The 20,333-nt window shown below is 70.4% G+C and carries 17 protein-coding genes; 11 read left to right on the top strand and 6 right to left on the bottom strand.

All coding sequences use genetic code 11. The annotated features are described in order from the left end of the window. The first annotated feature begins 86 nt into the window (after positions 1 to 86). Positions 87 to 1,586: a Tat pathway signal sequence gene (locus BQ8008_RS06045; protein WP_108833226.1), complete on the top strand. Its 1,500-nt coding sequence runs from the start codon at positions 87 to 89 to the stop codon at positions 1,584 to 1,586. Positions 1,587 to 1,628: 42 nt separating this feature from the next. Here BQ8008_RS06045 and BQ8008_RS06040 read toward each other — a convergent pair whose 3' ends face one another. After that, on the bottom strand, positions 1,629 to 3,980 hold the full coding sequence (locus BQ8008_RS06040; protein ID WP_108833225.1) for a RecQ family ATP-dependent DNA helicase: 2,352 nt from the start codon (positions 3,978 to 3,980) through the stop codon (positions 1,629 to 1,631). Between the two features lie 55 nt (positions 3,981 to 4,035). Between BQ8008_RS06040 and BQ8008_RS06035 the strand changes: the two genes are divergently transcribed. The 4 genes from BQ8008_RS06035 to BQ8008_RS06020 all read left to right on the top strand — a co-directional run bounded on the left by BQ8008_RS06035 (position 4,036) and on the right by BQ8008_RS06020 (position 8,797). Further along, a complete protein-coding gene (locus BQ8008_RS06035) occupies positions 4,036 to 5,946 on the top strand; it encodes a cation:proton antiporter (protein ID WP_108833224.1) in 1,911 nt (636 codons plus the stop codon). An 88-nt stretch (positions 5,947 to 6,034) separates the two neighbouring features. After that, the gene (locus tag BQ8008_RS06030) at positions 6,035 to 7,177 is read left to right on the top strand and encodes a histidinol-phosphate transaminase (RefSeq protein ID WP_108833223.1); all 1,143 of its coding nucleotides are present in this window, start codon (positions 6,035 to 6,037) and stop codon (positions 7,175 to 7,177) included. Positions 7,178 to 7,289: 112 nt separating this feature from the next. After that, positions 7,290 to 7,889: an imidazoleglycerol-phosphate dehydratase HisB gene (gene hisB, locus BQ8008_RS06025; RefSeq protein WP_108833222.1), complete on the top strand. Its 600-nt coding sequence runs from the start codon at positions 7,290 to 7,292 to the stop codon at positions 7,887 to 7,889. Then, positions 7,889 to 8,797 carry a hypothetical protein gene (locus BQ8008_RS06020; protein WP_199907945.1) on the top strand — a complete coding sequence of 303 codons (909 nt, stop codon included), beginning with the start codon at positions 7,889 to 7,891 and terminating at the stop codon, positions 8,795 to 8,797. Before hisB ends, BQ8008_RS06020 begins: the two co-directional genes overlap by 1 nt. Before the next feature lie 85 nt (positions 8,798 to 8,882). On the opposite strand, the gene BQ8008_RS06015 is transcribed toward BQ8008_RS06020, so the two are convergent. Next, complete coding sequence (locus tag BQ8008_RS06015) at positions 8,883 to 10,685, bottom strand: serine/threonine-protein kinase (RefSeq protein WP_108834728.1); 1,803 nt, start codon at positions 10,683 to 10,685, stop codon at positions 8,883 to 8,885. Between the two features lie 239 nt (positions 10,686 to 10,924). Between BQ8008_RS06015 and hisH the strand changes: the two genes are divergently transcribed. Then, on the top strand, positions 10,925 to 11,563 hold the full coding sequence (gene hisH / locus BQ8008_RS06010) for an imidazole glycerol phosphate synthase subunit HisH (RefSeq protein ID WP_108833220.1): 639 nt from the start codon (positions 10,925 to 10,927) through the stop codon (positions 11,561 to 11,563). 50 nt (positions 11,564 to 11,613) lie between these two features. Continuing rightward, positions 11,614 to 12,366: a bifunctional 1-(5-phosphoribosyl)-5-((5-phosphoribosylamino)methylideneamino)imidazole-4-carboxamide isomerase/phosphoribosylanthranilate isomerase PriA gene (gene priA, locus BQ8008_RS06005; RefSeq protein WP_108833219.1), complete on the top strand. Its 753-nt coding sequence runs from the start codon at positions 11,614 to 11,616 to the stop codon at positions 12,364 to 12,366. 36 nt (positions 12,367 to 12,402) lie between these two features. On the opposite strand, the gene BQ8008_RS06000 is transcribed toward priA, so the two are convergent. The 3 genes from BQ8008_RS06000 to BQ8008_RS05990 all read right to left on the bottom strand — a co-directional run bounded on the left by BQ8008_RS06000 (position 12,403) and on the right by BQ8008_RS05990 (position 15,448). After that, positions 12,403 to 13,695, bottom strand: a complete 1,293-nt coding sequence (locus tag BQ8008_RS06000) for a lysophospholipid acyltransferase family protein (RefSeq protein ID WP_108833218.1) — start codon at positions 13,693 to 13,695, stop codon at positions 12,403 to 12,405. Positions 13,696 to 13,817: 122 nt separating this feature from the next. After that, on the bottom strand, positions 13,818 to 14,753 hold the full coding sequence (locus tag BQ8008_RS05995; RefSeq protein ID WP_108833217.1) for a phosphatidate cytidylyltransferase: 936 nt from the start codon (positions 14,751 to 14,753) through the stop codon (positions 13,818 to 13,820). Continuing rightward, positions 14,750 to 15,448, bottom strand: a complete 699-nt coding sequence (locus tag BQ8008_RS05990; RefSeq protein WP_108833216.1) for a CDP-alcohol phosphatidyltransferase family protein — start codon at positions 15,446 to 15,448, stop codon at positions 14,750 to 14,752. Before BQ8008_RS05990 ends, BQ8008_RS05995 begins: the two co-directional genes overlap by 4 nt. A 179-nt stretch (positions 15,449 to 15,627) precedes the next feature. On the opposite strand from BQ8008_RS05990, the gene BQ8008_RS05985 reads away from it, so the two are divergent. Next, positions 15,628 to 16,404 carry an SseB family protein gene (locus tag BQ8008_RS05985; RefSeq protein WP_199908027.1) on the top strand — a complete coding sequence of 259 codons (777 nt, stop codon included), beginning with the start codon at positions 15,628 to 15,630 and terminating at the stop codon, positions 16,402 to 16,404. Between the two features lie 43 nt (positions 16,405 to 16,447). On the opposite strand, the gene BQ8008_RS05980 is transcribed toward BQ8008_RS05985, so the two are convergent. Further along, positions 16,448 to 16,762: a hypothetical protein gene (locus tag BQ8008_RS05980; RefSeq protein WP_108833215.1), complete on the bottom strand. Its 315-nt coding sequence runs from the start codon at positions 16,760 to 16,762 to the stop codon at positions 16,448 to 16,450. Between the two features lie 67 nt (positions 16,763 to 16,829). Here BQ8008_RS05980 and BQ8008_RS05975 point away from each other — a divergent pair, with 67 nt between their 5' ends. The 3 genes from BQ8008_RS05975 (at position 16,830) to infC (ending at position 20,212) form a co-directional block, all read left to right on the top strand. Continuing rightward, complete coding sequence (locus BQ8008_RS05975) at positions 16,830 to 17,660, top strand: ABC transporter ATP-binding protein (protein ID WP_108833214.1); 831 nt, start codon at positions 16,830 to 16,832, stop codon at positions 17,658 to 17,660. After that, positions 17,657 to 19,261 carry a DUF6297 family protein gene (locus BQ8008_RS05970; RefSeq protein WP_108833213.1) on the top strand — a complete coding sequence of 535 codons (1,605 nt, stop codon included), beginning with the start codon at positions 17,657 to 17,659 and terminating at the stop codon, positions 19,259 to 19,261. Before BQ8008_RS05975 ends, BQ8008_RS05970 begins: the two co-directional genes overlap by 4 nt. Before the next feature lie 309 nt (positions 19,262 to 19,570). Continuing rightward, a complete protein-coding gene (gene infC / locus BQ8008_RS05965) occupies positions 19,571 to 20,212 on the top strand; it encodes a translation initiation factor IF-3 (RefSeq protein ID WP_108833212.1) in 642 nt (213 codons plus the stop codon). Positions 20,213 to 20,333 lie beyond the last annotated feature (121 nt).

The following is a 20,333-nucleotide window of genomic DNA, read 5'->3' as shown; positions in this document are numbered from 1 at the left end:
CGGTGACCGCGACACCGAACCGCAAAGGCTCCACCCTGTGGAACCGTCCGGTCAGAAGGGTTCTCAAGAGACAGGAATAACGTCCCATGACTCTTGAGACGAACCGCAGAAGGGCGCTGGCGCTCCTGGGCGCCGGGGTTCTGGGAACGTCAGTGTCCTCCTGTGGTCACGGGCGCGTGGGCACCCCACCAGCCACGGGCGACGGGGCAACAACCACCCACCTGAGCCTCCACCTCACCGATGCCGAGGGCAACGCGCTCAGCCTCGAGGCGCTGCGACGCATCCAGTCCAACGGCAAGGGCGAGGTCGGCTACGACGACGCCCTGCTGGACGCCACGACCCTCGAGGCCATCGCCATCGGGCCGCTCTACCAGGACGAGGACGGCGCCATCGGCATCGACGTACCCACGGGGCGCGCCTGCACCCTGACGATGTCGTGGCCCACCAGTCACGGCTACTCGGCTCTGATGGCGGACCTGCCGGCCTCCGGTGAGCACGACCTCCTGGAGGTGGCGGCCAGGACCCTCCACAACCGCCAGGCCGAGCGCTACCAGCAGGCCGCCGCGCAGGGCATCAAGGGCGCCGACGAAGCGGCGACGCTGCGGGCCTCCGCCCAGCAGTTCTTGGACGCCTGCACCACGGCTCAGTCCTGGGCGGACCGGGGCCGCCTGGCGAACTCGGCCCTGGAGTCGGCCTCCGGGGCCCAGATTGCCTTGGACCGGGCGCTGGTGGCTCAGGCCCCGCAGGACGCCATCATCGGGGTGACGTTCACCCGCGTACCCACCACCGCGGAGATCACCGCCGCCCTGGCCCCGGGCGGACCGGGAGGCGGCAAGCGGAAGGTCTCGGCCCGCCTGGTGATCGGCGATCCCCACGATGCCCAGGAGATGGCCGGCTGGCGCACCGCGGTGGACTCGCTCCACGCACAGGGAGGCCTGGCCCTGGCCCAGATCTGCGACTCTCTTGACATGGCCGCCCTGGACGACACGGCCTGGGACACGCGGGTCGACACCCTCATCAGGGCGCTTCCCGATGTCGACACCTGGGAGATCGGCAACGAGATCGGCGGGGACTGGCTGGGTGCAGGAGCGGTGGCCAAGGCCCAGCGCGCAGCCAAGGCCGTGCGTGAGCGCACCAGCGCCACGACGGTCCTGACCCTCTACTACCAGCTCGGGCAGGCCGACCCCGCGTTCTCCCTGTTCAGCTACGTCACCAAGGAGGTCACGCGGCCGATCAAGGACCTGGTCGACGTCGTCGGACTGTCCGTCTACCCCCAGCTCCACCCGCTGGGTACAGCCGCCGACCGGGTGCTGTCCACCCTGGACGCCGCCTTCCTGACCTCGCGGATCGCCGTCACCGAGCTGGGCTACGGTGGCCAGGACCTGAACAGCGGCCCATGGTGGTTCGGATCGGCCTCCGACCCGGTCGTGGCCCGCACCGCCGTCGCCGAGCATGTCACCGGTGCGGCGCTGGGGCGGGCCGATGCCTGGGGAGCGCCCTTCTGGTGGTACTACCTCGAGGACCAGATCGGAACCCCCGGCGGTCAGGTGGCTCCGGCGCTGGCAGCCGCCTCCAACGGGTTCTGATGCGACGAGGCCGGATGAGGGGCCGTGGGTACTCGCCCGTCCCTACCGCTGGGCCAGCACGAAGGGATGGACCGACGCCGCGCCCGCCCGGCGCAGCAGGGACGCCGCCACAGTGAGCGTCCAGCCGGAATCGCTCCAGTCATCCACCAGGACCACCGCGGCGCCGCGCAGAGCCTCGAGCGCCTGCGTCTGCCACGCCTCGAGCGTCAGGCTGCGAGCCACCTCCGCCAGGCGGAACGCCGACCCCACGTCGTGGCGTGGCAGCTCCATGCTGGTGAGCCCCACGATCCCCAGCGGCCTGGCCCCGAGCCGGTTCGCCACGGCGCGACCCAGCTGGCGGACCAGACGGGGCCGAGCACGGGAGTCCACGATGACGACGGCGATGCGCCGCTCCGGGGCGCCGGCGCCTTCGGCGGCTCCGGAGCCGGGTTCAGAGCCGGCCTGGGAGTCGGTGTCGGACCGCCTGCCGTCTCGGATGGTCTCTCCGAGCCGGTCCACCACCTCCAGCACCAGCGCTCTCAAGGAGTCGGGAACCTCACCGTCCTGACCGGAGGCCACCAGCTCCCGCAGCGCGCCAGCGGCGCCCAGCCCGTCCAGACGACCCACGGCCAACCCGGTCCCCGCCTGCTCGTCGGCACCGATACGACCCTTGTACCGTCCCAGTCCCAGACGATCCATCCCGGTGGGCCACTGACGGCGCGGCCGCAACTCGACCCCGGCGCGGCTGAGCGCATGGTGAGCGGCACCGACCTGCTCCACACCGGGAGCCTCGGGCAGGACCAGGCCTCCGCACAGGTCGCAGGCCCCGCAGCGCCATCCCTGCCGAAGGTGCGGATCGTCGAGGCAGGATCTCAGGAACGCCATCCGACAGGGCGGGGGCGCCCCCGAGGAGTCGGGCACTTGCCCGAGCCGCTCATAGGAAACCATCGCCTCCTGCTCCCTCCGACGGGCGGCATCCACTCGTGCATAGCGCTCGGCGTCGTAGGACCAGGGCTCGCCGGTGGACTCCCAGCCGCCACGAACCCGGCGGACGGCGCCGTCGACGTCAAGGACCTTGAGCATGGACTCCAACCGGTTGCGCCGCAACGACGTGACCGTCTCCAGCGCCGCCGTCGACATCGGTCCGGCTCCCGCGGCCCGTTGCTCCTCCAGCCCCTCCAGGACCGCACGGACCTCCGCCTCGGGAGGGAAGCCCTGCGATCCGAACCACTCCCAGATGGCGCGGTCCTCAGCACCCGGGAGCAGAACCACCTCGGCCCGGTCCACGCCTCGACCGGCACGCCCCACCTGCTGGTAGTAGCTCACGGGTGAGGACGGTGCGCCCACGTGCACCACGAAGGCCAGGTCCGGCTTGTCGAAGCCCATCCCCAGGGCCGAGGTGGCCACCAGCGCCCTGACCCGGTTGGCCTTGAGATCCTCCTCCAGACTCTCCCGCTCGGCGGCGTCCGTCCGCCCCGTGTAGGCGGCCACCTCCACGCCGGTCCCGAGCAGGTACTCGGCGACCTCCAGCGCCGCCGAGACGGTCAGGCAGTAGACGATGCCGCTGCCGGGGGCGCTCCTGAGGTAAGCGGTCAGCCAGGCCAGGCGGGTGGCGGCGTCCGGCAGGGCCTTGACCCCCAGGTGAAGGGAGCTGCGTTCCAGGGGACCGCGCAGGACCAGGACTCCCAGGTCGCCGCTCCCGGCCGGGTGAGCCCCGAGCTGCTCGGCGACGTCGGCACTCACCCGGGCATTGGCGGTCGCCGTCGTCGCCAGGACCGGGGTGTGCGTCGGCAGTCCGGACAAGAGGGTGCGAATGCGCCGGTAGTCCGGGCGGAAGTCGTGCCCCCAGTCCGAGATGCAGTGGGCCTCATCGACGACGACCAGTCCGGCGCTGTCGGCCAGGTGCGGCAGGACCTCGTCCCGGAAGGTCGGGTTGTTGAGCCGTTCGGGAGACACCAGAAGGACATCCACCTCACCGGCGCGCACCTGGGCCTCGATCTCATCCCACTGGGTGACATTGGCCGAGTTCATGGTGACGGCCCGGATCCCGGCGCGCTCGGCGGCGGCGATCTGGTCCCGCATCAAGGCCAGAAGCGGTGAGATGATGACGCTCGCACCGGTGTTGCCGAGCCTGTCACCCGCATCGGGGGAGGGCTGCGGGGCACCCGGCTGCCAGCCGCCCCAACCCTCACGCAGCAGCACAGTCGCCACGAAGTACACGGCTGACTTGCCCCATCCCGTGCGCTGGACCACCAGGGCCCGGCGACGGTCCACGACGAGAGCCTTGATCGCCTGCCACTGGTCCTCGCGCAGACGCGCATCGCTCCGGCCCACGAGCTCGCGCAGGACGGCCTCGGCACGCTCACGAACGGGGGAACCGAGATGCTCGGAGTGCTCAGTGCCTGTGATCGCCATGGGCCCACGGTAACGCGGGTGATCCAAGCGGTCAGGCCTTGGTTACCCTTGGCCCATGGACCTCCTCATCATCGCCGTCCTGGGCATTTTGGCCATCGCGGCGGCCTCCCAGCTCAGTGACCGTATCGGTGTCGCTCCGGCGCTGATCCTTCTGGTGGGCGGCACTGTGGTCGGTTTCCTGCCCTTCATCCCGGCGGTCGAGCTGGATCCCCAGGTGGTCCTCGAAGGCATCCTGCCCCCGCTGCTGTACTCGACGGCGGTGAGCATCTCCACCATCAACTTCCGTCGAGAGCTCGTCCCGGTGGCGGTGCTGGCCATCCTGCTGGTGGCCCTGTCCGCTGCGGTCATCGGTGCGGTGCTCACCCTCCTGGTGCCTGGGCTCTCCCTGGCATGGGCGATCGCCATGGGGGCGATCCTCAGCCCCACCGACGCCGTGGCCATCTCCATCGCCCGCCGGCTGGGAGTCTCACAGCGCATCATCACCGTCCTGGAGGGAGAGGGGCTGCTCAACGACGCCACCGCCCTGGTGATCCTGTCTTCGGCCGTCTCGGCGGCCACCTCGGGCAAGGCCAGCGTCGGAGGCGTGCTGGGCGGTTTCGCCCTGGCGGTTCTCGTCGCCCTGGGTGTGGGGTGGCTCGTCGGCGAGGTGAGCCTGCGGATCCGCTCCCACGTCACCGACCCCACCGTGGACACGGTCCTGTCCTTCACCGTTCCCTTCCTCGCGGCGATCCCGGCCGAGCACATGCACGGGTCGGGCCTGGTGGCCGCCGTCGTCGCCGGGCTCATCACCGGTCACCGCGGCCCCCGGATGCTGCCTCCGGCCCACCGGGTGGCCTCACGCACCAACTGGCACACCGCGGAGCTCACCCTGGAGGGACTCATCTTCCTGGTGATGGGGCTGGAGTTCTTCGGCGTCGTGGAGAGGGTGGACAACTCGGACCTCGGGGTTCGACGAGCGGTGGCAGTCGCCGTCATCGCCGGGCTTGTCACCGTTGTCATCCGGGCTCTCGTCGTTGCGCCGATGCTCAAGCTCCTCAGCCACCGAACCGCCAGGTGGGCCGTCCACTGGGAGGAGAACGAGGAGGCCATCCACCAGTTCCAGAACCGCTGCTCGGCCATCGTACGCGGTGAGGCCGAGATGCCCCAGGTCCCCTGGGATCGACGCCGCCTCTCCCGGGTCCAGCGCAAGCTCCGGCGCGAGCCCAGTCACGAGAGCATTGCGCGGCGCGCCCGCAGGCTCTCCAGTCGGGTCCGACGCCGAGGCGCTGACCTGGACTACTTCGCGGCCAAACCTCTGCGCTCCCGTGAGGGGGCCGTCATCGTCTGGGCGGGCATGCGCGGCGCCGTCACCCTGGCAGCGGCCCAGACACTGCCGACCACGGCGCCTCACCGCCCCTTCCTCCTCATGGTGGCCATGCTCGTGGCCGCCGGCTCGCTGACGATCCAGGGCCTGACACTTCCGGCGCTGGTGCGTGTCGTCAGGCCCGCGATGGCCGGTCCCGCCGACGACGAGGAGAAGACAGCCGTCGTCTCGCTGCTGGTCAACGCCGCCCGGGACGCCGTGACCGAGGACCAGGAGCTTCCCAGCCGCAGCGTCCACGACGTCGTCAGTACCGCACCCGGGGACCCTCCCACCTCCGGAGCGACGGCGGAGATGGATAAGTCCCCGAGCCCCGCTCAGAGCGGTGATAACCTCAGTCCTACGCCAGAACAGCACATCCTGCTTCGACGCGAGAGGAGCGATGTCCTTCTCTCCCCGGCCGCTGTGGCCCGGGCCTGGACCGACCCCACCTGGCGGCACGACGAGCTCGCCCCGGTGCGAGAACACGCCCTGGACATGATCCGGGCTCAGCGCGAGGCCCTCCTGGACGCGGGCGACGAGGGCCTGTACTCGGCCGACTCCCTGGAGCACGCCCTGGACCGCCTCGACTTCCAGGAGATCATGCTGACCAGCGAACCGCACTGATGATCTGAGCGGTTCCCGCCTTCCAGTGGTGTCCCGTCTGGTGACGGATCCCGACCATGCCTGGAGACGGGGCCGTAGACTCCGACCCGTGAGCGCGAACCTGCCCCTGAGACCTGACCTGGAGGGCGAGGCGCCCTACGGCGCCCCGGAGATCGACGTCCCCGTGCGGCTGAACGTCAACGAGAATCCCTACCCGCCCTCGACGGCCGTCGTCGAGTCGATCGCCGCTGCCGTGGCCCAGGCCGCCCAGGGCCTCAACCGCTACCCGGAGCGCGACTTCCCACGGCTGCGGGCAGCGCTCGCGGACTACCTCGAGGCGGAGTCCGCAGTGTGCCTGCCCCCTGAGCAGATCTGGGCGGCCAACGGCTCCAACGAGGTCATGCTCCATGTCCTGCAGGCCTTCGGCGGTCCCGGACGCACCTGCCTGACCTTCACACCCACGTACTCGATGTACCCCGAGTATGCTCGCAACACCCTGACCGACTACGTCGCACGCCCGCGCCGTGACGACTTCACGCTCGACATCGAGGCCGCGGCCGCGGAGATCGAGGACCTGCGGCCGGCCGTCGTCATCCTGGCCAGCCCCAACAACCCCACCGGAGCAGCCCTGCCGCTGGAGGACGTCAGCCGGATCCTTGAGGCGGCCCGAGGCCACGGCCCCCTGCTCGGAGCCGAGATCGGCTCATCGGCCCGGGCCAGCGACTGCGTCGTCGTCATCGACGAGGCCTACGCCGAGTTTCGCCGTCCCGGCGTGCCCAGTGCCCTGGAGCTGTTGGGTGAGGACAACCCGCACCTGGCCGTCACCCGCACCATGTCCAAGGCCTTCGGGGCCGCCGGCCTGCGGCTGGGCTACCTGGCCGCCCACCGCGCCCTGGTCGACGCCCTGCGCGTCGTGCGCCTGCCCTACCACCTGTCCACGGTCACCCAGGCCGCCGCTCTGGCGGCCCTGTCCCACCGCGACGAGCTCATGGCTCAGGTCGCCTCCCTACGCGACGAGCGCGACGCCCTGGTGACCTGGCTGCGCGACCAGGGACTGACCGCGCACGAGTCGGACGCCAACTTCGTCCTGTTCGGCCCGTTCCCGGACCGCGACGCCGTCTGGCAGGGTCTGCTTGACGCCGGGGTCCTCATCCGGGTCGTCGGCCCCGAGGGGTTCCTGCGGGCCAGCATCGGCACACCCGAGGAGATGGGCCGACTGCGCGGCGCCCTGGCCGCAGCCACCGGGAGATGAGGCCGGCGCCTGGCGCGGACGGCGCTCCGGGCCGGTAGGGTTGCTACCGGTTGGGATACCTGAGAACCAGTACCGCTGAAAAGCACGAACACACGATGCTGAGGAAGCACACATGAGCCGCACCGCGCGTATCGAGCGAACCACGAGCGAGTCCAGCGTCGTCGTCGAGATCAACCTCGACGGCACCGGCCAGACCGACATCTCCACCACCGTCCCCTTCTACGACCACATGCTCACCGCCCTGGGGCGCCACTCACTCATCGACCTGACGGTGCGCGCCACGGGCGACACCGACATCGATGTGCACCACACGGTGGAGGACACCGCCATCTGCATCGGACAGGCCCTGTGCGTGGCACTGGGGGACAAGCGCGGTATCCGCCGCTTCGGCGAGGCCAGCGTCCCCCTGGACGAGGCCCTGGCCCACGTCGTCGTCGACATCTCCGGGCGCCCTTACCTGGTGCATGAGGGCGAGTCGGAGGCCTTCGTCCACCACCTCATCGGCGGGCACTTCACCGGCTCAATGGTGCGCCACGTCCTGGAGGCCGTCGCCTACCACGCCGGCATCTGCCTGCATGTGCGCGTCCTGTCCGGACGCGACCCCCACCACATCGCCGAGGCCGAGTTCAAGGCCCTGGCTCGTGCCCTGCGCGCCGCCGTGGAGGACGACCCCCGCGTCGAGACCATCCCGTCCACGAAGGGAAGCCTGTGATGGACCACAACCACCAGCCCGGCGAGAACGGCGACGACAGCCAGGACCACCAGCGCGACCTGGATGCCGAGTTCGCCGCCCTCATGGACGACGTCGATATCCCTGATGACCTCTCGGCAGTCGACAGCCTCGAGGCGCCGGAAGGCCCTCATCACGGGCGGGCCTCAGCGGATGCGGCGGATTCCTCGACCGTCCCGGTCACCGGACAGGACGAGACGACGCCCGCGGTGATCGACCCCGACGACGTCCCCCACAACACCTACCACCCCCTCAACGGCGGGGAAGAGCCCTCAGACGAAGCCGTCCGGCTCACTGACTCCCAGGAGGCGGAGATCGCGGCCGCGGCAGACTCGCTGAGCTCCTTCAGCCCCGGCGAGTCCGAGGAGCAGGCACCCAAGGCGGTCAAGGTCGCCGTTGTCATGACGCCACTGAACCGGGCCGACGCTCTGGCAGGGATGTGCTCGCTCATGGACCTGGACTGCACCGTGGTGCCCTCCTCCAGCGGTGCCTTCGCGGTCAAGCAGTTCGTCTCGGCCCACGCGGACTGGGATGTCGCCGAGCTCCTCGGAGGATCCGACTCCGAGCCCGCAGAGGCCGCCGAGCTGGCCGCTCAGCTCTCCCGCCTATCGCGAGCCGGCGCGATCCTCATGACCGCCGACCTGGCGACCGACGTCGGCATCGAGTCCGGACTGTCCGGGACGATCACCGCCCGTCACTTCACCAACGGGCAGCCCGGGGAGGAGGCATCGGCGGGACTCCTCCTGGCCTCCATGGACCAGGTCGTCGAGGACGTGCTCCTGGGTGCCATTGACGCCGACGACGTCCCTGGCGCCATGAGGTCCTCCGAGATCAAGGCGCCCCGGGCGATGCGCTGGTTCGGGAGGGGACTGCGCCGCCCCCCGCAGTGATGTCGCTCACGTCTCACGTCACGGTGTGACGCCACGATGACGTCACCGTTCGCGCCCGGCCCCGCAGCGTGGGCGGCCCCGGCCTCTAGCTGGCGTACGAGCTGGTGCGCTGCCCGCCCTTGAGGTCCGAGGCGATGCAGGAGAAGCCCCGCTCCCCGGCGCTCCAGCCGGCCTCGCCGGGGCCCAGCACCGATGTGCTCGGGTTCGCCGCCCCGTACTGCTGCGCCGCCTGCGAGGTGCAGGTCGCCTGTACGTTGGGGTCGGAGGCCAAGTCGTCATCGCTGGAGCCAGAAGTGCTCTCCGCCAGGGTCCCCACCTGGTAGACCTCCCAGGAGTGGGGCTCACTGCAGTCCACCTTCCTGGCGGTGGTCTGCCCTGACACGGAGGTGGTGCCGGCCAGGCAGGTTCCCACCGGGTGCGGTGGGGTGGAGGCGACGTCCTGACCCGACGGTGAGGACTGGGCCGACGTTCCGGTGGATGAGCCCGCTCTGGCCGTGGTGAGGGCGGGAGCCAGCCATGCCCCTGCTATCCAGCCTGCGCCCAGCCCGATGACGAGGCCGACGATCGCGCCCACAGCCCCGGCACGCAGACTGATCTGGCGACGCTCGCGGGTAGTGAGTCTGAGAGACTGGCCGGCGCCCACCTGTACCGATCCGCTCGGTGAGGCGTTCAGCGAATCGGGTGACGACATCGGCATCGGCGACTGGTCGTAGCGCTCCAGGTAGCCGGAGACCGCCGACGGCGCGGACTGCGCCGAGCGGGCTGAATCGGCCGATGATCCGGACAGTGCGCTGGAGGCGCCGGACAGGTACCCACTGGGCGGGCCGTCTGGGCTGCCCGGGCTCGCCGACCCGGCCGACCGGGCTGAGACGCCGCGGTTGGACAGCGGCACCAGACCTGCCTCGACCAGCTGCAAGGAGGTCACCGGGCCGCCGATGGCCAGGTTGCCGGTCCCCAGCTGCTCACGAACCTGTTCCAGGGCGCCGGTGAGCTCGGCGCCGTTGCGGTAGCGGTCCCGTGGTTCTGGAGCCATGGCCTTGCTCAGCAGCGGCAGCAGGATCTCGGGAACGTTCGGGTCGCTGAGGTTCAAGGGCTCGTCGAGGGAACGGACGATCGCCGGCAGGCTGCGCTGCACGCCGTCGGGACCGCGTCTGGGGCCGCGACCCGTCAGAAGAGCGAAGAGCACCGCACCCATGGACCACACGTCGCCCTCCGGACCGGGACTGGCCAGCATGAAGGCCTCTGGCGCAGCGAAGTCGGGGGTGAGGCACTCCAGGGTGACCGTGGGGTCCTGTCCCGCACGTTGGACGGAGGCGATGCCGAAGTCAGACAGGCGCGGCGAGCCGTAGGAGTCCAGAAGGATGTTGGCGGGTTTGACGTCCCGGTGCATGACACCGGCCGCGTGGGCCGCTCCCAGTGCCGAGGCCGCCGCCTCCGCCAGCGCCACGGCGTCCGAGGCGGGGGTCGGGCCGCGTGAGACGAGGTCGTACAGGCTGCCTCCTGCGCACAGCTCCATGACCAGGTAGGGACGCTGGTCGAGCAGCTTGCCGGTGTCGACCAGGGACACCACGTGGGGGTGCCCCGAGATCCGGGAGGCCGCCTGTACCTCGCGCATGAATCGCCGCTCATTGCGCGGATCATCCAGAGGACGGGAGTCGACCTTGACGGCGACCGGACGTTCCAGGGAGTCCTGCACGCCGGCATAGACCGTGGCGAAGCCCCCACGTCCCAGGACCGAGGTGATCCGGACCCCGGGGATGGAGAACGGTGCCGCACTGTGCGCGCCAGCGGACCCGCGCGGCCCTGAGCCCGCCGAAACCGGCGGCTGACTGGCGGAGTGCGGTACTGAGGGCGACGGTGGGTGCGGCTCGCCGGAAGAGGACTGCATGCTCACAGGTGAATCCTCGCCCATGTTGGAGGTTTGCGAAAGAAAACCGGGCGCTTGTGTCAGGACCGGCCCTCAGGAATGGCACCGCTGATCGGCGTGTCGGGGCCGGCTCGAAGGGCCCACGGCCTGCTGGAACTGTCGCACAAACGTTGTCAGTCTCGGATCCTTGCATGTCAGCGGTTGTTTCATAGTGTGGAGAACGCCCCGGACCGATCTACTGGGACGGTAGGGTATGTCACATGCAAGCGCCCTGCGTCACCGTCCTGTCCTACGGATCCGGCAACGTCCGTTCGGCTGTGCGTGCCCTGGAACGCGTGGGTGCGCAGGTGACACTGACCCACGACCCCGGGAGGGTGGCCGAGGCCGACGGCCTGGTCGTCCCCGGCGTGGGGGCCTTCGGTGCGGTGATGGACCAGCTGCGGGCGGTCGATGCGCCCCGTCTCATCGAGCAGCGCCTCGCCGGAGGCCGGCCGGTCCTGGGAATCTGCGTGGGCATGCAGGTCATGTTCGACCGCTCCGAGGAGCACGGGTCCGCCGAGGAGGGGCTGGGACAGTGGCCCGGCACCGTCAGGAGGCTGCAGGCCGACATCGTCCCGCACATGGGGTGGAGCCAGGTCCGTCCTCCGCGGGACTCCGTGCTGTTCGACGGCGTCGCCGAGGAGCGCTTCTACTTCGTCCACTCCTACGCGGCGACCGAGGACCCGGCCGAGCTGCTCGGTCCCGGTCCGACCCGGCTGCCCCGGGCCACCTGGGCGACCCACGGGCAGGACTTCATCGCCGCCGTGGAGAACGGCGCCCTGTGCGCCACCCAGTTCCATCCTGAGAAGTCCGGTGACGCGGGGGCGCAGCTCCTGCGCAACTGGTTGACGACCCTCTGAGCCCGCCCGAATCCACCCGAGCCAACCACAGACCACCCCAGGAGAACCGTATGCTCACCCTGCTTCCCGCCGTCGACGTCGCTGACGGCAAGGCTGTCCGCCTCCTCAAGGGGGAGGTCGGCTCCGAGACGGACTACGGCAGCCCCGTCGACGCCGCCCGCGACTGGGTGCGGGCCGGGGCCGAGTGGATCCACCTGGTGGACCTCGATGCCGCCTTCGGACGTGGCTCCAACTCCGAGCTGCTCTCGCGCATCGTCGGTGAGGTCGGCATCAAGGTGGAGCTCTCCGGGGGTATTCGCGACGACGCCTCGCTGGCCCGGGCACTGGCGGCAGGCGCCGCCCGGGTCAACCTGGGCACGGCCGCCCTGGAGGACCCCGAGTGGACCGAACGGGTGATCGCCGAGCACGGCGACAGGATCGCCGTCGGCCTCGACGTACGCGGCACCACCCTGGCGGCCCGTGGTTGGACCAAGGAGGGCGGAGACCTGTGGGAGACCCTTGAACGGCTCAACGCCGCCGGGTGCGCGCGCTACGTCGTCACCGATGTCACCCGCGACGGCACCCTGAGCGGCCCCAACACCACGCTGCTCACCGAGGTCTGCCAGCGCACCGCGGCGCCGGTGGTCGCCTCGGGCGGTATCGCCCACCTCGACGACCTGACCGCCCTGCGACGCCTGACCCCGCTGGGGCTGGAGGGGGCCATCGTCGGCAAGGCGCTCTACAACGGCAACTTCACCCTCCAGGAGGCGCTGGCCGTGGCCGGAGATGAGGAGGTGCGTCAACCGTCGAAGGTGCACGTCTGACTGAATGCCTGACCGCGCCCAACCGCGCCGTGCGATCTACCGGTGTCCGGGACGCTTCGGTCGCTGCCAGTGCTTGATGACGCCACGCAGCGCGGTGGCGAAGACAACGCCAGTGGCCGCCAGGTAGGGGCCGTAGTGCTGCCGGGTGATCGGCCCGAGCGGCTTGCCCAGCGCCTTGACGACGGCAGTGGAAACCGCCATACGAGCGGCCCGCTCCCCGGCCGCGTGGATGACGACCGCGGGCAGAGGCAGGTCACGGCTTCCGGACTCGGCGGCGAAGAGCTTCACCGGGATCCCGGTGAGCGCCTGCTTCCAGTACCCCGACGGGCCCCGGCTCAGGTAACGGGAGGTGGCAGTCCTCATCGCCGGCGTGGTCCACGGTGCAGGCGGGCGGTGCCCGGCCCGGGCGAGCAGGTGGGTGATCGCCACCCCGGTGACTGACCCCGCCACGACCAGCGCCGCGCGGCGCCACATCCGCTCAGGATGGGTCAGTCCCAGCCACACCTGGCTCATCTCCGCCATGATTGGGAAGGAGACAGCCTCGGCCATGCCCCAGACGAACATGACGGCGTCTCCTCGGCGGCCTTCCATCCCGGTGCGCAGCACGGTGAAGACGTCTGAGACCGGCTCTGGTCTGCGGGGGCGCTGGAGCATCTCCACGATCTGCGCACGAGCCTGCTCGCTGACGCCCTCGACGTCGTCGCTGGGGGCGATCGGTTCCCCTACGCGGACCTCGACGGGGGAGTAGTGGGGCAGGCCCCCCTTCTTAGGCATCATCTCGCGGGTCCCCACCAGCGCGACTGGAAGCACGGGAATGCCGAAGTCACGCGCGAGCCGGGCGGCTCCCGAGTGAAAACGGCTCATCTCGCCATCCGTGGAACGGGTGCCCTCGGGGAAGATGAGAACGCTCATGGACTCTGCCACCCGGTTGGCCAGTGTTCCCCGCAGCTCCTCGTAGGCGCCTTCGCCGTCACGTCGCACCGGGTAGGCGCCCAGCAGGCCCCTGGCCACCATGCGACGCGAGCGACGGGTGAACCAGTAGTCCTGAGCGGCGACCGTGACCACCCGCATCAGGGTGGGGGAGGCGCTCATCATGGCGATCGTGTCCGCATGGGAGCCGTGGTTGGCGACGACGACGTAGGGGCCGTCTGCCTCGAACTCGCCCTCAACCCGCACGCCCCCGAACGGGGCGATGATGACGGACCAGAAGCGCTGACGCAGCACCGCCCGCCAGGTGACCTTCTGTGGTACTTGCACGATTGATCGCAGTCGGTGTCCGGCTGAGGCGATCTCGGTGGGACCTGGCACTGAGGGCGTCTGAGGAGGCATGTCAGCTGTCTTTCTGTGGAGGTGCGGGCGATGGAAGGAGAGGGACAGGGGTCGTCGGAGCGGGACGTGGAGGTGGGGCAGGTGGCGGGTACAGCGGGAGCAGCGGAGGAGACGTGGTGCGCTCACCCGAGGACAGCGGCCAGGGGCAGGACCAGGAGCAGGGAGTCGATGCGGTCCAGGAGCCCTCCGAACCCGGGCAGCCAGGCACCGGCGTCCTTGACGCCTGCGGTGCGCTTGACAAGGGACTCCAGAAGATCGCCCAGGACCCCGCCCAGACCGACGGCGATCACCAGGCCAGGCGTGATGTGACCCAGCAGGGTAAGAATGAGCGCCGCTCCGACGACAGCTCCCACCAGCCCACCGAGTGTCTTGTTCGGCGACAAGGGGGACAACGGGCGGCGCGCCCACGCCATCGGGCGCAGGAAGGTGCCGCCGGCCCACGCGGCCACGTCGGCTGCCGCAGCCGCGAAGGCGATGAGGAAGGCGTCGTGCCACAGGACTACGAGGTGCGCCAAGGACCAGGGGATCCAGATCGAGGAGAAGCCGGCCACCGTCGCCCGCCTCAGACCGTGTTCGACGTCGCCGGCCAGGACCGCGGGCACGGCGCACACGAGCACCATGAGCGGGGCGAGCGCCATGAGGCCCGGGCGCAGCCAGGCGGCCAGCGGATAGGCCACCGCCAGTAACGCCAGCATCGTGGTCTCCATCCTGGGCAGCCGAGTGAGTCGGGAGAGCTCACGAACCGCCTGGAGCCCGAGGGCGGTGGCGAGCAGTGCCGTCGTCCCCCGTCCGACCCAGATCGGAATGCCGACCGCCGGGATGATGATGGCCCAGGTGGTCCAGCGGCGGCGCAGCTCCGCCTTGCGGGACAGGGCCACACCGATGCCGGCCAGGAGCAGGATGGTGACAGCCGTGGCCGCGAGGAACACGGCTCGACCGGTGAGGACCCACCCCACCCCGGGAACGGTCACGGTCCACGAGCGGCTGCCGCCCACGAGCCAGTCGATCACTCCGCCGGTCGCCTCATGACCTGCCCAGGCGCTGATCCCGGTGCTCATGACCGGGCTCCCGGGACGGCTTCGTCCTCAGGGGCGCTGCGGCCGATGCGGTTGATGTCCTGCGGCGGCGGTGGGGCCATGGCGTCGGCCATGGCCGGACCGGTGCGTCCGGCGAGCGCCTTGGCGGTGCGCGTCAGCCGGAGACAGGCCGTCAGCACGGAGCCCACGATGATGACCCAGGCGACGATCGCCAGGTACTGGGGCAGGGCTGCCGCCACGACCGCCGCCAGGCACCGTTCGGTCTTGCCGAACGGCCCGCCGTTGAGCCTGGTGGCGCCCGCACCTGCAGCGGCCAGGGAGATGAAGGTCGGCAGCGTCGCCGCTGCCAGGGCGATGAGGGTGAGGTGAACCGTGGTGGAGGAGGAGCCCGTACGCAGGGCGAGCCCCACCAGGCCGGCCATGATGAGGAGGTCGGATACCCGGTCCCCGATCTCGTTGAGGACGAATCCGAAGGGCCGCGACACGCCGCGGGCTCGGGCCACGGCTCCGTCCAGGTTCGCTCCGCCGAGCCTGGCTGCCAGCAGGATGAAGGCCAGTGGCCACCACCCCATGACCAGGGCCCCGCACCCCAGCGCCGCAGCGATGACGCCGACGGCGGTCCACACGTCGGGGGAGACGCCACGACGCACCGAGGTCTGGATGATGAATCCCAGGCGGCGGGTGTACCAGTACTTCAACGAGTAGAGCGACAGCACCGCTACAGGCTATCTTCGAAGACGCATGATTGGTTCGGAATGCCCCGGGTAGTAATACCCCTGCGCCCGGACGCGCTACCGTGAGCGCTATGAGCAGGTCTGCTGATAACCAGGTGTCGAACCCCCGGCTCGAGGATGCGCGAGGTCTCGGCCCCGAGGCGCCCCAGGTGGCCGCAGCCATGGCTGCCCGGGCCAAGCTGGAGCGTCTTCTCGCCGCCCCCTCACCCTTTGCCGGCGACGACGGGGCGATCCGCCCGGAGGTCGGTGCAGCACTGGAGGCCACCGACCTACCCCGCCACGAGTACATCGACCGGTTGTGGGGGGCCCTTGTGAACGGACGGCTGATCGTTCCTGTTGCCGCTCACGCCCTGCCCGGCCACCTGGAGAGGAGTGAGCCGCGGTCCATGAGCCTGTCGCGCGGTGGCGCACCGGAGGTTCCGGCTCACGAGGTGCACACCGCCGACGCCTGCCAGGACGCGGCGACTCTGGCGGTGAGCCTGCCCGACGGGCACATCGCCCTGCCGGTGTTCACCAGCGCCGAGGCCATGGGCCGGTGGCGCGCTGACGTGCGCCCCGTGCCGGTCTCGCCTGAGCGGGCGGCACAGGTGGCCTGCCTGTCCACCGACCAGCTGTGGGTGCTGGACCCGGGCAGTCGGGACCTGCGCCTGCCTCGGCCCGCCGTCGTGGCTGTGGCCGGGGGAGAGGAGTGGGTACCGTCGTGGCGCAACGAGCCGGTTCAGGCCGAGGTGCGCGCCCAGCTCGAGGAGGTCGACGGCGTCACCGGTGTGGCCTTCGGACCCGGCGAGGGCGCCGAGCTGCGGGTCTTCATCCGCATCGATGCCGCAAACGGTCGCTCCGGCGTGGCCCGGAGCCTGGAGGGCTGCCAGCACGTCATGGTCAACCCGGCCTGGGGTGACCTCATCGACACCGTGGAGCTGTGCCCGCTACCGGCCTGATCCGGTTCTGCTCGCAGCCTTCGCGGGCAGGACCGCAACGATGTCAGGAGCGCCCCAGAATCGTCGCGCTCCACCGAATGACCTGGCCGTAGTGGTCCTCCAGGGGACCGGCCACCTGGTCGAAGCGGGCGACGACCTCGCGCAGGGCCTGCGCATCCTGCTTTCGTCCATCGTCCTGCGCGATCCGGGCGGCCGCCTCGGCGATCGCGCGGACCTGGGCGAGGTCCCGCGTTGAGACCATCACCCGGCCGGGACCTGGGTCCCTCGTGGTGCTCCAGTCCGTACCCGCCTGTCGGGAGGAGGAGTCGCCGTCGGCCTCGCCGTGCGGGTCCGAGGCCCTCACACTGTTCCATTCCATGGGTTCGGAGCGTAAGGCATCTCATTTGACCAGACCACCAAGGAAAACGTGTGTTGAAATAGTGCTGATGACCCCGATGCCGACCACTGCTTCTCAACATCGGCCGGACCCCGCGAAAACGCCCGAGAACCGGCCGGAGACCGCCGACGACGTGGCGAACACCACCATGGTGCGGGAAGCTGCGGCCGAAGGTGTCCACGGCCTCGAGACGAGTCATGAGCCCCTGGTGAGCTGCCACGATCTCAGCGTGGGGTACGGCGGTGAGCCGGTCTGCGCCCCGGCGACCTTCGATCTGATCGCAGGTCAGGTCCTGGCGCTGGTCGGGGTCAACGGGGCCGGCAAGTCGACGATCCTGCGCACTTGCTGCGGGCTGTTGCAGCCGCTGAAGGGACAGGTCAGGGTGCTCGGGCACGTTCCGGACCCGCGCTCGGGCATGCAGCGCGCCGTGCTCGCCACCGACCTGGGGCAGGAGTCCTTCTTCCCCACGCTGACCGTCGCCGAGCACCTGCAGCTGGTGTGCTTCGGTCACGGCGTCGTCGATGCTGATGAGGCTGTCGCCGAGCTGCTGGAGGACCTGGATCTGACCCGGCTCGCGGGGCACCTGCCCGAGGAGCTCTCCTCGGGCCAGCGGCGCCGGCTGGCGCTGGCATCGGTCCTGGTCCGCCCGCGCAGAGTCCTGGTCCTCGACGAGCCTGAGCAGCGCCTGGACCGGGTGACCCGGCTGCTCCTGGCGGATCGCCTCGTCGAGGAGCGCGAGTCCGGTGGGGGAGTGCTCATGGTCTCTCACGACCCCGAGATCGTGGAGGAGGCAGCCACCCACGTGCTCCTCGTCGGTCGCGACACCCGGATGCTGAGTGTGGACGAGGGGGTCCGCGCCATCGAGGAGGGTCTCCAGTGACGCTCCGGGGCTCCTCGGGGACGCAGGCCGCCTCGACCGAGCCGGAGACGGAGCCCTTTCCCGACGGCGCCGACCTGAGGAGGTGGACCGCCAGGCGCACTCGACGGCATCGTCGCGGCGTGTGGGCGCTCGTCGGAGACATCTACTCCGGGCTCCTGACGACAGCCGTCGTCGGGATGATCCTGGCCCCCTACCTGCGTCGGTTGGTCATCACTCGTTCCTCCGCGCCGAGCGAGGGCACCGGTCTGCCGGGACCGCTCGATCTGGACCCGGGCTGGCTGCTGCTGGCCCTCATGCTGCTGCTCCTCGCGCTCGGCCTCGGGCCGCTCCACCGACTCGGACCGCTCTTCCTGCGCCCCCATGAGGCGGCCTGGTGGCTGCCGATGCCCGGGGACCGAGGCGGCCTCCTGGTGCCGGTGGCCCGAACCGAGTACTTCATCGCGGCCGCCATCGGGGCCATGACGGGCGTGCTGCCGGCGCTCCTGGCCGGCGGTGGGTGGGTGTCCTCAGCCGTGTGGCCGGCCCTGTTCGCGGCGGTGCTCTGCCTGGTGCTCTCCGGGCTCATCACGGCGCAGATCAAGAGCGCCGGCGTATCCCGCCTACGGGGGACGCTGATTCTGACCGGGGCAGCCATCTGCGTGACCGGCGCCGTCCTCCCTTTCCCACGCTCTGCGCTCGCGCATGCCGCGGTCACGGCCCTGGCCGGGGTACTGGGCACTGTCAGCGTGCTGCGGTGGAGACGGGTACGGCTCAGTCTGGGACAGCTGCATGACGCCGCGCTTCTCGACGTTGTCGCCCGATCCTTCGGCGCCCATGTCTCCCTGCTCTCCCTCGACACCAGGGCCATGGGGCGCCTGCTCTCGCCGCCACCCTCCCGACCCGGCTGCCCCGCCCCGCTTCGATGGGCCCGGTTCGCCAGCCGGATGCCCCGGCCTGTCAGGGTCGTGGTGTGCGTGGCTCAGGCGGACTGGATGCTGCTGCGTCGTCAGCCCCGGCGCCTGCTTCAGCTGGGGGCCGGCCTGGCCGTCGCGGTTCTGCCCTTCCTGTCCGAGTCCGTGAGCGGTCCGCTGCGCGCGTTCACCTACCTGACCGGCGGCTGGATCGCGACCCTGGCCGTTGCCGAGCCCGCCCGACAGGCCTGGTTCGACGGTGTTCCCGACGCCTCCTGGCCGGCGCCGCCCTCGACGGTCCGGACGGGGCACCTGCTTGTGCCGGCAGTCCTCATGGGCGCGTGGTCCGTGCTGAGCCTGGTGCCCGCCATGGTGGCCCTCGGTACCGCGGCGGCGTGGAAGGATCTCGGGATCGTGGCCGCCCTGGCTCTTGTGAGCGGCTGGGCCTGGGCCGGGGTGGCGCTGCGCTCCGGTTACCGGACGATGCCCGACTTCGACGCCGGACTCGTCACCTCGCCCATGGGGTCCCTGCCCCCGGGGCTGGTGCAGATGCTCACGGCGGGTCCTGACGCGGCGCTCGTCGGGGCGTCGGCGACGGCACTCGTCGCCTGCTCCATTATCGTGCCGACGACGACGGTGCTCTGGATCGAGGCCGCTGCCACCGCCGTCGTCGTCCTGTGGGGGATCCGGACCAATCGATGGGCCTCCTGACGCCCCGATCCGCCTCATACGTGGGAGGACTCACGTCGGTAGTGTGGGAAGCGCCTGGGAATCGCACCGACGTACTGGTAGCATTCCACACTGACCAACCGGGGTTCGCCCCGGTGCGCAAGCGGAGCGATCCCACCTAGGTTCCTTTACGGGAATCGGGTTCATGCAAGGGCACTGGGCCCTTCACGGTTACCTCTCGGCCACGGCCGAGCGGCATCCGTGCTCGATTCGAGGCCTCCGACCTGCGTGGCAGGGACGGGGGCCTCTCCTCGTTCCGCAACCATCCGTGACTCAGAGTGAGGAACCGACATCAGCGAGCCCCGTATCAACGAACGGATCCGCGTTCCCGAAGTGCGTCTCGTCGGCCCCAGCGGCGAGCAGGTCGGTGTCGTCCGCGTGGAGGACGCCCTGCGTCTGGCTGAGGAGGCCGATCTCGACCTTGTCGAGGTGGCCCCCGACGCTCGCCCTCCGGTGTGCAAGCTCATGGACTACGGCAAGTTCAAGTACGAGTCGGCCATGAAGGCGCGCGACGCGCGACGCAACCAGGCAAACACCCAGCTCAAGGAGATCCAGTTCCGCCCCAAGATCGATGAGCACGACTACGCCACCAAGCGCGGTCACGTCGAGCGATTCCTCAAGGGCGGGGACAAGGTCAAGTGCATCGTCCGCTTCCGTGGCCGTGAGCAGTCCCGGCCCGAGCTCGGGATCAGGCTTCTCCAGGGCCTGGCCGAGGAGATGGCCGAGCTGGGCACCATTGAGTCCCACCCCCGCCAGGACGGCCGCAACATGGTCATGGTCCTGGCCCCGGTCCGCAAGAAGGCCGAGGTCAAGTCCGATCAGCGCCGTCGCCGCGAGGAGGCCCGTGCCGCCCGTCGTGCCGAGAAGCACGCGGGCCGGGCACCCAAGGGCGCCAAGGCTTCAAGCGAGGAGCCTGTCGGCGAGAACGCCTGAGAGCGCCCACCGGTGCTCCCGACACTCACCTGACACCCAACGACCCACCCCCTCGCCACCGTGAGCGGGGTCCGCAGTCCCGGCGACTAACCGTCCGCCAGGGACCGAGAAGAGGAAATTA

This window comes from Actinomyces sp. Marseille-P3109 (assembly GCF_900323545.1).
Lineage (GTDB): Bacteria > Actinomycetota > Actinomycetes > Actinomycetales > Actinomycetaceae > Actinomyces.
The sequence above is the reverse complement of the archived record's forward strand: the minus strand, read 5'-3'. Positions and strand labels throughout refer to the sequence as shown.